Raw genomic sequence first — 12768 nt, 5'->3', positions numbered from 1 at the left:
GCAATCGTAAGATTCAATTTAAAACTTTCCAGATTTCTATGTAAAAAATTGTCGACTCATCCCCCGTTATAGATTGAAAGGTTATCTGAATGTCTCAGTAGCCAAGTTTCTTAAAACTCTCCAGGAATAGGATGTGGACATTATGAACTTTCTTTCAGCTTTCAGTTTGGCGAGTAGTACGACAGAGTCTGGTGATGGGTCTGCGTTTGTTGGGTTTCTCATCGTGGTGGGCTTTTTATGGGCCATTTGCGCGGCTTGCAATCGCAAGAAGGAGTATGACGTTTACATGAAAGGCAAAGTTCGGGAGCGGTAGTTCGCGGTTGATTTTTTTCTGCTCGTGGTGTCTGCACCAGTGCAGGCACCACCCATTGGAGACGTCTTTATGAAATTTATCACTGAAAAACCGCAGTCACTGTTTCAGGAAATCGATGTGACAACGATCGCTCTGATTCTGATTGCGGTAGGCTTGATTTCTCTGAGTTGGCCGACTTCGCTGTTTGTCATGCTTCTCGGAATCTTGGTTGCGCCGTTGTGGTTGATCTGGCGTGTGTTCGACCATACCGCAAACAGAATGATCTGATTATTCGCTTAATGGCAGCGGAGAGTCAATTGGCGTTCCGCTGCCTTTCTTGAATTCTTTCTTTCCTACTGTCTGAAAATGATAAGGATGAAAATATGTCTATTACTCCGACTTTGAATGACCCGTTCAAGATGGTTCTTGAGGATCATGAATACCCTGAAGTTCTGAAAGTGCTTGCCGAAACTTCGACCGAGGACTTGCTGGCAATGGCTCAGAGGACGGGAGAAAACGAGGTTCCGTTTATAGCAACTTATGTCGTTACAACGTGCAACTCGATCGGCATACAGCAGGTGCTGATCTTTGGCGGGTTGCTCGAAATATTTGCTGCGGTGTCTGAGACTCGTGGCAACAGCGAACTGATGCGAAACATGGAAGAAGATCTTGGTGTCTCACGTTCTCAGGCGTTTCGATGCCGAGCAGCGTGGCGTTCGTACGGTTCCAAGCTGCTCTCAGAGAAATCAACACTCCATCAGTTCTGTCGTGAGTCGTTGAAGATGCTTGCAGAAGAACGAACACCTGAAGCTGCTCGTGAAGAAGCATTGAAACTTGCTCGCAAGGGAGAGCGGATCACGATTAAAGTTGCACAGAACTTGCAAAAGAAGCATGGCATGACTCTGCCGACACCTTCTGATTCTACTCCGACAGTTGTCGCGAACAAGCCGGGACACTGGGTCTTCTCGGGATCAGTGGTGCGGATCAAACTCGTCCATAATGAACCGGGGGAACTCGCCGACGTTCCGGCTGTCATTCGTGATCTCGAAGCAGCTATCAATGAACTCCGTCAAATGCAGGAAAACATGACCGCTGCATAATCACTTCAATCATTCTCTTATCTGGAGACCATCATGTTTGACGGTTTCGATCAATTCGACCAGGCATTTATGCCGGAGTCGACCACAAGCGGACATGCTCGGGCGGCACCACCCCTGCGGCGTCGCAGGACCATCAAACAGGTCGTTAGTTTCTATATGGCGAACCTGATTGTCATGCCGATCATGGGGCTAGTTTACGCATCAGTGATCGCCGACGGAATCAGGTTGCTCTTACCGATTTTTCGTAGGAGATTATATCAACTACCGATTCCAGGTGTGGGACTGGCACGTAATTTTGATGGTTGGGATCGTGCCGATCTCGCCATTGTGGTGTCGATCCTGCTCTTCGGAGTCATCACCTGGCTATGGTGCAAGATCTGGATTGAACTGATGGGGTATGGTTCGATCCTCGCTCAACGTGAACGCAATCCGATTGTGTTCATGATGATTTCTATCATCGCAGGAGTGATCCTGCTACTCGATGCCGGCATCTTTTATTACGGGCTGGCTGCTCAGACGTCGAGCGGTTGGTCTAACGCCCCAGAGTATATCGTCCCGGCAGCCACTTTGATCTATTCCTGCGGACTCGCAGTCCTCGGTTGGTGGCATGCTGACTATCACACGAACAATTTGCATTAGGAGAATCTCATTATGAGATCATTCAATAATATGATACTGATAGCAGTGACTTGTTTTTGTCTCGTTGGCTGTGTTGAATCTCAGCAAGTCGAGAACACGGGACATTTCGAGAATCGTGAACTCGATGCCTGTTTGGCGATCGTGGTCGATTTATCAGGTAGCTTTCAATCTTACTGGGACGACCGTGCCTACACGTTGTTTCTACAACTCTCCGAACTCTATTTCACCGAGTCGATGGGAAGTGATGCCAAGCTGGTGATCTGTCAGCTTTCTGGCAACGATCAGGTTGTCCTCTTCGAAGGTCAGCCTGACGATTTAAGGAATCGCTTCTCTGGTCCCGAAGAGTTCAACGAGTTTTTGAAAGCGAAATCTGATCCGAGTAGTTCGAAAGTCTTTGATGCGACTCGTCGATCAGTAGATTATGTCAGATCGATTACTGGTGTGACTGAAAACACCAAACTGCTGACGGTCATCCTCTCGGATATGTGGGATTCAGAATACGATCCGGTTCTCCGTAACACCTCTCGCGAAAAGCTGATGCAGTCTTTGATCAGCTACCGTCAACAGGGAGGAGGGATGGCACTCTATTTTGTTGCCGAAGAGCAAATGCCCGAATGGCAAAGTATCTTCAATGAAGCAGGCTTTGAGCCGGGACATTACATCATTGAGAACGAACTTGTTGCCACGCCTCAGTTGCCGCAGTTCGATTAAAGCATCGTCACGGTTCCTCAGCACTCGCTTGTTCGTTCTGAATCGGCGAGGGCTGGAGAGCTGATTCTTACCGAGTTCGTGCAACTTCTTCAGTATTCAGAGCGGGACAGTTGGAAAGGAAGGTCAAATGGTTGTACCTGAAGGCTCAACGAAACTGCTTGATGATTTTCCACGGGGGAGGGATGCTCAGTTTGTCGGGACGTTACCACATTCCTATTTTGAATCTCCACAGAACCTCGCCGCAACGAAGTCTCTACAATTCGACACTCATCTGAATCGGGAATCAAAACTCTTCATGGGTGTCGTTGGAGGAGAAGTCATTCAAGGTGATCGTCTGGCTGATGGTCGGCTCACACGGCACATTGTGGGAGGGACTGGGATTGGTATTGGAGACGACCGTCACCATATTCTGCTGGCTGGATCACGTGCGGGCAAGGGGCGATCCATGCTCTTGCCCTGTCTTCTCAGCCTTCCTCCGACAACGTCCTCTCTTTGGCTGGACCCCAAGGGTGATCTCGCACGAATTTCAATCCGTTATCGATCTTCAATACAACAAGTTGGTCTACTTGATCCCTTTGGAGTTGCTGGCTCTGAAGCAGCCAAACATCGAGTCGTTCTGAACCCTATTGCCACACTCGATCCGAATAATCGCAGAACATTCGTGCCTAATTCAAAACTGATCTCAGACTCGATCATTGTCTCCGGCGACTTCAAAGATAAGCACTGGGACACCTGTTCTCATCAGGCACTTTCAATGCTCATTCTGCATGTCGCCACCTACTGGCGCTACGATGGCTGTCGTGACCTGATCACAGTCTGGCATCTTGCTGCGGAACTTGCATCAGCTGACCCTGACAACTCTGGTCGATACTGGTTGGAGCAAGAACTCCTCTCCAATGATGCCGCCAATGGAGCGATCCGCAATCTTGCTCGACAATTTTATGACCGAACTGGCGGTGAGTTCTCATCAGTGCTGTCGAACCTTCGAAAACATCTCGACTTCCTGAGCATCGAGTGCATGGCGGATTGTTTGACGGGTGATTCCATTGATCTGCGTGACCTGAAACGGGGTGCGATGTCATTGTATATTTCAGTCCCTGCAATGCGAATGACTGATCTTTCTGGCTGGTTGAGAATGATCGTGCAACTGACATTGGCTGCTCATGAGGAAGAAATTTCTCAACTCGGTTCACAGACAATTCTGGGTCTCGATGAGATGCACGTTTTAGGGACACTGAAATGCTTAGAGGTCGCTGCTGCCCAGATCGCCGGTCTCGGATTGAAAATAGTGGCAGTGCTGCAAGATCTCTCACAGTTGAAGACACATTACCCGAAGAACTGGGAAACGTTTATTGCCAACGCGGCAGCGATTCAGGCGTTTGGTCTCGCCGATGAAACAACACTCGAATATATCTCCAAACGACTTGGGGAAGCTCCGACCATTTCACGGTCAACCAACGCACCAGGGTTCGAACAAGCGACCAAACAGGCTGCGACCGGTGAGTCCTGGTCCTTGGGAGTTCATCGGTTGATGAACGCAGAAGAAGTCGGTCGTTTTTTTGCTCGTGATGACAAATTGCTCAGACAACTGGTTATTCGTCCAGGCTATCGTCCCATGGTATTGCAACGAGCTTTTTATGATCAGCATGAATTTTTTCGAGGACGATTCGATGAACGGTAAGTCGACTTTAGTTCGTTATACTGCTCCAGGTCTGCCAAATTCACCGAAACTGTGGTTTGATCGAGAACGAAAATCTGCCCGAGTCAACGTGCGTGTCGATAGCTGGCGAAGTTGGGTCCGAGCGCATCGAGCGACAAGGGTAGTGCGATGGCTGATCAACTTCTATATCGGCTGGCTGGTGTGGCACAAACTCGATTTCATCGACTCACCGTTCGGTCGTGGGTTCTGGATCATGATCGTCGTGGCGATGTTCTCCGCAGCCGCCAAGGCGTGGATGCACTTTGCGTTGGATGGATTCTTTGCCAGACAACTGTTCGGTGAGACAACACGGTTCTGGTTTAACTCACAAGCTGTGGCGTTCAAAAGCAAACTGTACGCCAACGGAGTTGTCATTTGGCGGGAATGGAAAGATCGTCTGGTGCATGTCACGTTTCGAGTGGAAAGAGATCAATATGCTGATAATCAATTACCGGCACGCGACTTTTCACAAGAAGAAACAAAGCGTCGCCGTATGACCGCTTCCATCATACGACTTACCATCGAAATGCGCCATCACGATCATCTCCCGACCGTGACTGATGATCCGAACGCGATGCGGGAAATTCCTGTCATCGAACTCGATCAGGAAGATGTCGCTGAGGTTGCGATGGTACTGATGACCGCAGCCGCATTGACACAGCGATCTCCTGAACAACGCAATCAGCTTCCCCCCGGTATCGATATCGACACAGCTTCTCCGTACTAACGGGAAATCGTAATCACAGATACACAGAAAGCTACGTTCCAGGAAGAGCTTCAAACTCTACTCAAACACCATGAAATCGGGAGTCCAAGCATGTCTGAACCCATAGAAGAAACGCTCACATCTTCCTCTTCCCATTGTCCACAATTGCTGACGGTCGATGAGATCGGAGCGTTGCTGAAAGTCTCAAATCGCACGATCTGGCGAATGCGCAGCTCAGGTCAGCTCCCAGAACCAGTCCGCGTCGGAGGAGGGGTACGATGGCGAGAGTCAGATATCGAAAACTGGATTCAAGCGGGTTGTCCAATTCAAAAGAACGTGCAGAATAAAAATAAAGGATAAGTCATGGCATCGATCTTCAAACGCAAACAGAAAAAGAACCAGCCGTACTGGATTCAGTACACGGATTATGAGGGCAAAAGGAAGACGAAGAAAGGGTTCACCGACAAAGCACTGACCGAACAACTGGCATCCAAGCTCGAAACCGAAGCGATGCTCCGCAAAACAGGGATTGTCGATGTCGAACAGGAAAAGCTTGCTGAGAAAAAACGTTCTCCACTAGATCAGTTGATCAAAAAGTTTGAAAAGACACTCTCTGAAAGGAGTGACGAATACGTGAAACGAACAATGTTTCGCTTAAATCGAATTGTGGATGGTTGTGAATTCAAAACGCTCGGAGATATCAATGAGGAAGCGGTCACGGAGTTTCTCAAAGAAATCCGCGAAGATCAGAACTTAGCACCCCGAACCTACAACCATTATATTCAGGCAATCGATAGGTTCTGCAATTGGTGCGTGAAATCAAAACGATTGGCAAGTAATCCGCTCGTTGGCATCGAGCGTTTGAACGCTGATCTGGATATTCGACATCCTCGCAGAGCATTGAGTGAAACTGAATTCGCGATGTTGGTCAAGTCCGCTCGGGAAAGTGACTGTCGTGTGAATGGCTATCGTGGAGAAGAGCGAGCCAGGGTCTACATCACTTCCTACATGACGGGTTTACGACGCAAAGAATTAGGCAGCCTGACGAAGCAGAGTTTTAACCTCGCAAGCAATCCTCCGACAGTCACAGTCGAAGCCGCCAATTCGAAGCATCGCAAACAAGATGTTCTGCCGTTGCATCCAGAGTTCGTCCAGCTGCTGACGTCATGGTTGAAAGGGTTCAAGCCGAAACAAAAGCTCTTTCCTGATTTGGAAAAGAAACGAACCTGGCTTATGGTCAAGAAAGATTTGGAGCGAGTCGGAATCCCCTACAGAAATGAACATGGAATCGCGGATTTTCACGCTGCCGGTCGCCATACGCATATTACTGAGCTACTGCGAAACGGTGCGTCGCTGCCAGAAGCTCAACAACTCGCTCGCCATTCGGACATTAAGCAGACAATGAAGTATACCCACATCGGAATTGAGGATCAGGCGAAAGCCGTCGCCAACCTGCCAACTGAACAGTTCAATGCGAACCCGGATGTCGATCAGAATTCTGATGATCAGCATGCGCTGCAAATGCGCTGTATCTCGGGCGTCTTTGATCAGCATTCGGTGTCATTGGATGACACTGACCACCCACACCCAAATGACAAAAACCCTTGCATTAGCAAGGGTTTAGGCACTGCTTGTCATCAGGTGGCACCTCATGACAAAGCGGAGAGAGGGGGATTCTCCGGTGGCACAATTCAGTGCTACGTCGATTTACTGTAAGTCTCTAATTTTCATAAACTTACAGTGCAATGCGTTTCATGGTGCAGCTTGAAGAATGCGATTGTTAGGGTATTGCAACGCCACAAAAACGCCACAAGGACCTTTGTGATCGACTCGAATCCTACGAAAAGTGTTTATGCATTTTTCATCGGTTTGAGAGATGTCGATGTCATCTCCGCAGCAAGTATGTTGACGAGCTGCTCAGACTCGATTTGAAGACCTCGTAGCCAACGGGTGAACTGGTGGAGCATCAATGCGGCGGCGAGGTTGGCGTTGTAGATGGTGGATTGGGTGGTGCAGGTACCGGTTTGGGCTTCGGATTGGGGGAACAGGGTGGAGGAGTAATGAGCTTGGGATTCTGGAACTGCGGGCGTGGCGGTGAGAACTCGGATTGTCTCACCGAGCATTCTGCCATCGCACCAGAATTGGCAACGGTCTTTGACTGACTTCCAAATAGCGGCGCGGCTGTTAATCGAGTCGACGCAGCAGAAGACGGCATTTCCCACATGATGTTGTGGGCGATAGCGGTCGTGGATTGCGCAGGTGTGAATGTTGGGATCGATGCGCTGAATCTGCTCGGCAGTGGCTTCTATTTTAGTCCTCCCGAGGTCGTCCTGAAAATAGCCTTGTGTCGTGATGTTCGTCGCTTCGACGGTATCGAAGTCGATGAGTTGGATTTGACGAACTCCGATGGAGGCGAGTTGGATGGCGACTTGACGACCAATCGCACCGACGCCGATCACGGTCACCTTGAGATCGTCGAGTCGGTCGCGTGGCACGAGATCGCGTTGACGAGTGAATCTATCTGTCGCGGTCATATGTACTCCTGATTGGATTGATGTTGGAATTCGTCAATGTCAGTCTCTTGTGGAACGAAATCTTCAGCAGGGTCCGCGAACATCTCTGGGCTTTCCCAGTTCTCGATGAGCCACTCATCCCATTCAATCTCGGATGAAGAAATGAGAGCTGAATGGTCAGTCACGCAGGTGTGATACTCATCTGCCCATGTCTCATGATCAGAACTCAAGAACGGTTGCGTGTAATCGACATCGACCTGCATCCGTAGCGATGCGGGTCCACCATGTCGCCAGTAGAGTTCAGCGTAGGTCTTTCCGCTCTGAGCGATGATGAACATCACGGCCCAATCGCAATGACCGAATACTCGCTCGAATGTCTCCACATCAACACTGCTAGGGCGCGGAGAATCACCGGGGTGTGTATGAATCCAGATCCGAGCAAACTGTTTGGGACGACGATTGAGGTCGATCTGGTCATCGAAAAAGTCTGCGACCGCCCTGTCCGCGAACTCCACGGTCACCTCCGTACATTGCTGTTCAATTAATACCAGGTCCTTTACAAGCAAGAGGTCCTCTGACGAAGCAATGCCGAATCCACCTACTTCCGTGGGACCAGCGTCACGCAGAAATAACAGCTTCGCCCACGCGTACGGGCTGAACCGCAGCCTGGGACGTTTCGATTTCTCGTGACGTTTCCGTCGCGGTCTCCTGAGGTGTCGGCGCGTCATGGGGTGAGTCTTTCTGTTCGGCATCGTCTTGTTCCTGTTGAAGGTTGTGGCAGCTCTCGCAAAGTTCGTTTTCAAGGCATTGATGGCAGGTCGATTGTTCGCACTGTTCGCAGACTTCCAGGCAACTCCGACAGAAGCCATGATCACAGTCCTTGCAAACGTCGCTGCATTCGCAGCACAACGAAACGTCACACTCATTGCACGATCGTGTGCAGTAGTCACACGTGCGACTATGACAGTTTTCGCAGCAGTAACTGTCACCGGAATCGACCATCTCTCCACAATCGCCGCAGGTGACTCCATTCCAGTCTTCGAGTGCGACGTAGGCCGAAGACGCATTGTAGGTCTGGAGGATTTGGCGAACTGTCAGAAAGAAGTCACATAGGCGACCTGTTGCGAGGGCATTGTTGATTGATGGCAAACCGTCACCCACACACAGATTCTCACCCTGAATGTGGGGATGGGGTACGTTGTCATCGCTGCTCGCCGTGTTGCTTTCAATTGCCATGACTCGATAGGGCTGAGATTCCCTGATGCGGGTAATGGACAATCGGATCTCAAACTGACCGAGGTCAATCCCTTCGAGAACCACACGATCAGTAAAGACCACAACCTCTTTCAATGCACGGTCGATATCGACCTCGATGAATTCATCTGCGAGAGATTGCAACTCCTCATATAAGAATCGAAGTGACGGCTTCGGGGTGATTTTTGGTCTTTGTCCGAGCTGTGCTTCAATGGAGTTCAATTCAAGAAGCAGTATTCGTAGTTGCTCAAGATAGAGCTGACTCGTCCGTTGATTCGCAGCAGCATAATCTCTTTCTGCGGAGATTTTGATCTGACGTTCAAGTCTTTGGAGTCTCTCCCAATGATGTGCTGGAAGTGGTGTAATTGGTGTTGGAGACAACTTCTGCGTGTCATAGGCATGCTTCAATTCGATCGCTGCGTTCAGAAGTTCGCGATCAGCGTTCGACAAGATCATGTCAAGCCCTCCTGTGTTGGATATCTGAAACAGAAACGGGGACACCTGCGAGCATTGTGCAGATGTCCCCGTCGTAGAAAGTCATCGTTTGCGGTGCTGCGGACGTCGTCTTCGTCGTTGAGGTCGAACCGTTGGCGTGAGACGGATGTCACCACTATTGATCGCTGTGGCAATCAACACGCCTGCGACGATGAGGAACACTGCCCAGGAGTTCGCTGTTCCGCCGATAATCGTCGCAACGATCAGAACTCCAATGAAATACAAACTGTTGAGGCGTTGTCGTGCGCCCATGATTCTCCTTTTGTTGTAGTGATGATCGGACGTTGGAACGCCCCTTCGATTTTCGTCGGTGTGATGGAGACGCGATCTCCGTCCCGCAGGACATAGTCCGCTGTCGTCGGTTGCCGGTTGACGCGAATCAGGTAGTCCTGCGGCTTTCCATGTGGAACACGGTCTTGAAATAATTGCGTGATGGATGTTTCATCTTTGACTTCAATCTGATCAGCGAAGCCGGCTCCATCGTTATTGATAAACAAAATCTTCATAAGTCTGTTCTTTCGGTTGGGTCGTCAAAAATGGGAAACATTGTGATGGTTAATAATCGTCTGGCAGCAACACGGTTGTCGCTGAGCGATCTGCTTCAGTGATGATCCAGAACTTTGTTCCGCTCGATGAGTGATATACAGAAAACAGTCTTGTCCCTTCACTCACGGCGCGGTCATTCGCAATGGCATCCTCGGGCTCGCAATCTCCCCAGTCACCGCTGAGATGACGTTGCAACGCCCGTTGAATCTCGGCTCTCGAAACTTCTTCGAGCAGATGGGGCGTGCAGAGGATTTGTCCAGAGGCAAATTTGCTTGTTGTGGGGCGTCTCGAATCAATTATGGTTTTAGCCTCCTTTCATTGGAGTTCTTCGACATCGATATTTCCTTCGAACCGGATGTCACTGGACAGCCTATATGAGTCGACAGTTGGCTTTTCGCGGTTGGTTAATGACTGCGACATTGCGATGTAGTTCGATCTCGTCCCAATCGACGATACTCGGCGGTAGAAAATCGGGCTCGGGGTCAAAATTTACGTCGAGAGGATCAGCAATACTGAATCCCCGCTGCTGAACTTCACACAGGCATTCGCCGGTAGCGACGCAGACAGCACGATCAATTTCTTGTTGAGTCATTCGTTCAATCCTTGGTACAGAGGGAAAACGACCGCCCAACACAGGACGGTCGTGAAGAAACACAACCGCCCCGCTACACGCGAGGCAGAAACTTTTACTTGGCCACTCAAAAACAGGGGCCTTTGTTGACTCGGGTGTCAACATTCAATCCAGGTCGTAACGCGTGGCACCAATAAGTTGTTGCTACTCTGCTGTTACGAGCCAGTTGTCGAGTAGCCACGCGACTTCAGCATCAAGTGCCTCGCTACGTGTTGAGAACGTTCCGAGGACGGGACCATCGACGGGGGAAAGATCGGCGGTCCACTGACCAGCGGGGGTTGGTTCCACATGACTGCCTCGGGTAATAGCGAGCTGACCCAGGCCATGCAGGTCGAGTGTTTCGTCGTAGAGACACCGCACGGAACCATCGTGTTGCACAACAATCTGCATGTTGACCTCCTTATCGAGGTCGACGCTGAATGTTGCGGCGGGGGCGGTCCACGAGCAGACCATCGAGTGAAGACTGCACGCCTGAGAGTTGCGTCACAATCTGTTGTCGCAGGGCACCACTGTCTCGCAGTTGTTGCGGCTCGACGCCACCGACAATTTGCTGGGCACGAACGACCAGTTCGTCAAGCTGTTCATTGGATCGGATATTCAACGTGCGAAATCGCTCGAAGAACTCCGTGAGGTTCGTGATGGCTGAATCACGAAAGACTTTGGGCTTGCCATTATGCTCACCGCTGAGCCGTTCGGTGACATGTTCGACAAGTTTCGTGATTTCATCCAGGAATGCCTGTTCAGCGAGTTGCACGGCTTCGTCAAACCGTGACTGCACCCGGCGACATTCCTGTTCGTAAAGTTCCGGGCTGAGTTGCCGCAGGTAGTTCGGCGGTTCGATCGATGGATAGTCATGCTCTATGGCAAACATCCCGATCAATGTCGTCGGGTAGTCGCTGGCATCGAACAAGTCACCCAACCGATCTCGCGCAGCCAACCGCAGTTCGCCATAGTGTCGGTTCAGTTCCGCAACGGCATCATCGAGTTCATCTCGAAACTCCGCCACTTGCAGATCGAACTCAGAGATCGAGTCTTGCCGGATCAGGCGGATGCCAGCTTCTGGAAATGGCAGCGATACGTCTTTCCAATAAGCAATTGTTCGACCTCGAATGACTGTCACCGCTTTGAACGCAGGATGGGATGTGTCGAGAAGTTTCTTTCCAGCAGAGAGATACTTTCCTTCCGCACCAAACGAATCGGCGGCCTGATTCTTCTGTGCCGACGTCAGTGACTTCCGTACACCAAGCCAGGTGAAGCTGAGCCGCGCCGCTGCCATTGTCGCACGGAGTCGATCACTCGGGGCTGTCATCTGCCGCGTATAGGAATCATCCAGAAGTGTTGTCATATTTGTATCCTTGTAGTAGAGAGCTGGAGACAGGTCCCACTGATCTGTCTTTGTCTCTGTCAGTAGATTTTTTGTTTTCTCTGGCCCCCCGGCTGTCAGCATCCAGCGTTCTGGAGCCAGACAACTCAGCCAGTCCTGTACTGTCGGAATCCGACCGAGGTCTTCCTTCACATGTTGCTCACCGATGAATCGGGTCGAAATCTCACGGTCGTCGCTATTCGTGATCGTCGCGCCGAATAGTCGCTCACAAAGAAAAATGCCCTCCGCATGATGACGGAGAGCACGGTGTCTGAAGTCGGGAAAGAAGGCTTTGCTCTCGTCGAACCACTGATGAATTGGCAGGTAGTCATCGACTATTCCGCCAAACTTCTGCGCGGATGAAAGGGCATGGTGATACGGGTTCAAAGTGGAATGTCCTCCTCCTCGGTCTGGTATTCGGTCACTCGCCAATTGTGTTCACGGGTCAACTTGCGCGCTTGTACGTCAAGCGTCAACTCGCCGAACGCACCATCGTTGATCTCCCAACCGCATGGCAGATTCGCATCCGCCGTATCCGTTAAAACCTCTTTGAGTTCGTCCGAGAGATCAAACGAATCTTCGCCACAATATGCAATCGGAGATTCCACAGTTCCCGAATCTCCGTAGCCGTCATAACTGATGACGACCTTGTCCACTCCCAGATCAGCAAGTTGATTACAGGCGTCGCGAAGTTTCTCGCGAGCAATAAGTTCTTGTTCACGTTGTTTCTTTTGCCAACAGCTGAGGGCATCAGCCAATGGTTCAGGATCAGGCATGTCGGGCTCCTTTTAAGGTTGAAATGTTAATGGGCTTGGTCCT

At 50.4% G+C, this 12768-nt stretch carries 19 protein-coding genes and 1 pseudogene; 9 read left to right on the top strand and 11 right to left on the bottom strand.

Annotated features, from left to right (window positions below; all coding sequences use genetic code 11):
- Positions 1-142 precede the first annotated feature (142 nt).
- The 9 genes from ACN0YR_RS16280 (at position 143) to ACN0YR_RS16240 (ending at position 6863) form a co-directional block, all read left to right on the top strand.
- Positions 143-313 (top strand): hypothetical protein, encoded by a 171-nt coding sequence (locus tag ACN0YR_RS16280; RefSeq protein WP_417850286.1) that lies wholly within the window; start codon positions 143-145, stop codon positions 311-313.
- Between the two features lie 69 nt (positions 314-382).
- The gene (locus ACN0YR_RS16275) at positions 383-580 is read left to right on the top strand and encodes a hypothetical protein (protein WP_417850285.1); all 198 of its coding nucleotides are present in this window, start codon (positions 383-385) and stop codon (positions 578-580) included.
- Between the two features lie 95 nt (positions 581-675).
- On the top strand, positions 676-1392 hold the full coding sequence (locus ACN0YR_RS16270) for a hypothetical protein (protein WP_417850284.1): 717 nt from the start codon (positions 676-678) through the stop codon (positions 1390-1392).
- A 33-nt stretch (positions 1393-1425) separates the two neighbouring features.
- Entirely contained in the window at positions 1426-2031 is a 606-nt protein-coding gene (locus ACN0YR_RS16265; RefSeq protein ID WP_417850283.1) for a hypothetical protein, read from the top strand.
- Between the two features lie 45 nt (positions 2032-2076).
- Positions 2077-2742: a hypothetical protein gene (locus tag ACN0YR_RS16260; RefSeq protein ID WP_417850282.1), complete on the top strand. Its 666-nt coding sequence runs from the start codon at positions 2077-2079 to the stop codon at positions 2740-2742.
- Positions 2743-2869: 127 nt separating this feature from the next.
- Positions 2870-4423: a type IV secretory system conjugative DNA transfer family protein gene (locus tag ACN0YR_RS16255; protein ID WP_417850281.1), complete on the top strand. Its 1554-nt coding sequence runs from the start codon at positions 2870-2872 to the stop codon at positions 4421-4423.
- The gene (locus ACN0YR_RS16250) at positions 4413-5168 is read left to right on the top strand and encodes a hypothetical protein (protein ID WP_417850280.1); all 756 of its coding nucleotides are present in this window, start codon (positions 4413-4415) and stop codon (positions 5166-5168) included. The genes ACN0YR_RS16255 and ACN0YR_RS16250 overlap by 11 nt, the downstream gene beginning before the upstream one ends.
- Before the next feature lie 90 nt (positions 5169-5258).
- Positions 5259-5507 carry a helix-turn-helix transcriptional regulator gene (locus tag ACN0YR_RS16245; RefSeq protein WP_417850279.1) on the top strand — a complete coding sequence of 83 codons (249 nt, stop codon included), beginning with the start codon at positions 5259-5261 and terminating at the stop codon, positions 5505-5507.
- A gap of 3 nt (positions 5508-5510) precedes the next feature.
- Entirely contained in the window at positions 5511-6863 is a 1353-nt protein-coding gene (locus ACN0YR_RS16240) for a tyrosine-type recombinase/integrase (RefSeq protein ID WP_417850278.1), read from the top strand.
- 134 nt (positions 6864-6997) lie between these two features.
- Here ACN0YR_RS16240 and ACN0YR_RS16235 read toward each other — a convergent pair whose 3' ends face one another.
- From ACN0YR_RS16235 to ACN0YR_RS16185, 11 genes and pseudogenes are all read right to left on the bottom strand, one after another.
- A complete protein-coding gene (locus ACN0YR_RS16235; RefSeq protein WP_417850277.1) occupies positions 6998-7681 on the bottom strand; it encodes a ThiF family adenylyltransferase in 684 nt (227 codons plus the stop codon).
- A complete protein-coding gene (locus ACN0YR_RS16230; protein WP_417850276.1) occupies positions 7678-8175 on the bottom strand; it encodes a hypothetical protein in 498 nt (165 codons plus the stop codon). Before ACN0YR_RS16230 ends, ACN0YR_RS16235 begins: the two co-directional genes overlap by 4 nt.
- A gap of 103 nt (positions 8176-8278) precedes the next feature.
- Positions 8279-9370 (bottom strand): hypothetical protein, encoded by a 1092-nt coding sequence (locus ACN0YR_RS16225; protein WP_417850275.1) that lies wholly within the window; start codon positions 9368-9370, stop codon positions 8279-8281.
- 81 nt (positions 9371-9451) lie between these two features.
- Positions 9452-9661 carry a hypothetical protein gene (locus ACN0YR_RS16220; protein WP_417850274.1) on the bottom strand — a complete coding sequence of 70 codons (210 nt, stop codon included), beginning with the start codon at positions 9659-9661 and terminating at the stop codon, positions 9452-9454.
- A complete protein-coding gene (locus ACN0YR_RS16215) occupies positions 9613-9915 on the bottom strand; it encodes a hypothetical protein (RefSeq protein ID WP_417850273.1) in 303 nt (100 codons plus the stop codon). The genes ACN0YR_RS16220 and ACN0YR_RS16215 overlap by 49 nt, the downstream gene beginning before the upstream one ends.
- A gap of 49 nt (positions 9916-9964) precedes the next feature.
- Positions 9965-10150, bottom strand: a complete 186-nt coding sequence (locus ACN0YR_RS16210; RefSeq protein WP_417850272.1) for a hypothetical protein — start codon at positions 10148-10150, stop codon at positions 9965-9967.
- 175 nt (positions 10151-10325) lie between these two features.
- Positions 10326-10547, bottom strand: coding sequence for a hypothetical protein (locus ACN0YR_RS16205; protein WP_417850271.1), 222 nt, complete (start codon positions 10545-10547; stop codon positions 10326-10328).
- Positions 10548-10730: 183 nt separating this feature from the next.
- The gene (locus tag ACN0YR_RS16200; RefSeq protein ID WP_145196894.1) at positions 10731-10976 is read right to left on the bottom strand and encodes a hypothetical protein; all 246 of its coding nucleotides are present in this window, start codon (positions 10974-10976) and stop codon (positions 10731-10733) included.
- A 10-nt stretch (positions 10977-10986) separates the two neighbouring features.
- Entirely contained in the window at positions 10987-11931 is a 945-nt protein-coding gene (locus ACN0YR_RS16195; RefSeq protein WP_417850328.1) for a hypothetical protein, read from the bottom strand.
- Positions 11932-12030: 99 nt separating this feature from the next.
- Positions 12031-12336: pseudogene (locus tag ACN0YR_RS16190) on the bottom strand (DUF6915 family protein); the annotation flags it as partial.
- The gene (locus ACN0YR_RS16185) at positions 12333-12725 is read right to left on the bottom strand and encodes a DUF6878 family protein (protein WP_417850270.1); all 393 of its coding nucleotides are present in this window, start codon (positions 12723-12725) and stop codon (positions 12333-12335) included. The gene ACN0YR_RS16185 and the pseudogene ACN0YR_RS16190, both read right to left, overlap by 4 nt.
- Positions 12726-12768: the final 43 nt, after the last annotated feature.

The organism is Thalassoglobus sp., assembly GCF_048270125.1.
GTDB lineage: Bacteria > Planctomycetota > Planctomycetia > Planctomycetales > Planctomycetaceae > Thalassoglobus.
The sequence above is the reverse complement of the archived record's forward strand: the minus strand, read 5'-3'. Positions and strand labels throughout refer to the sequence as shown.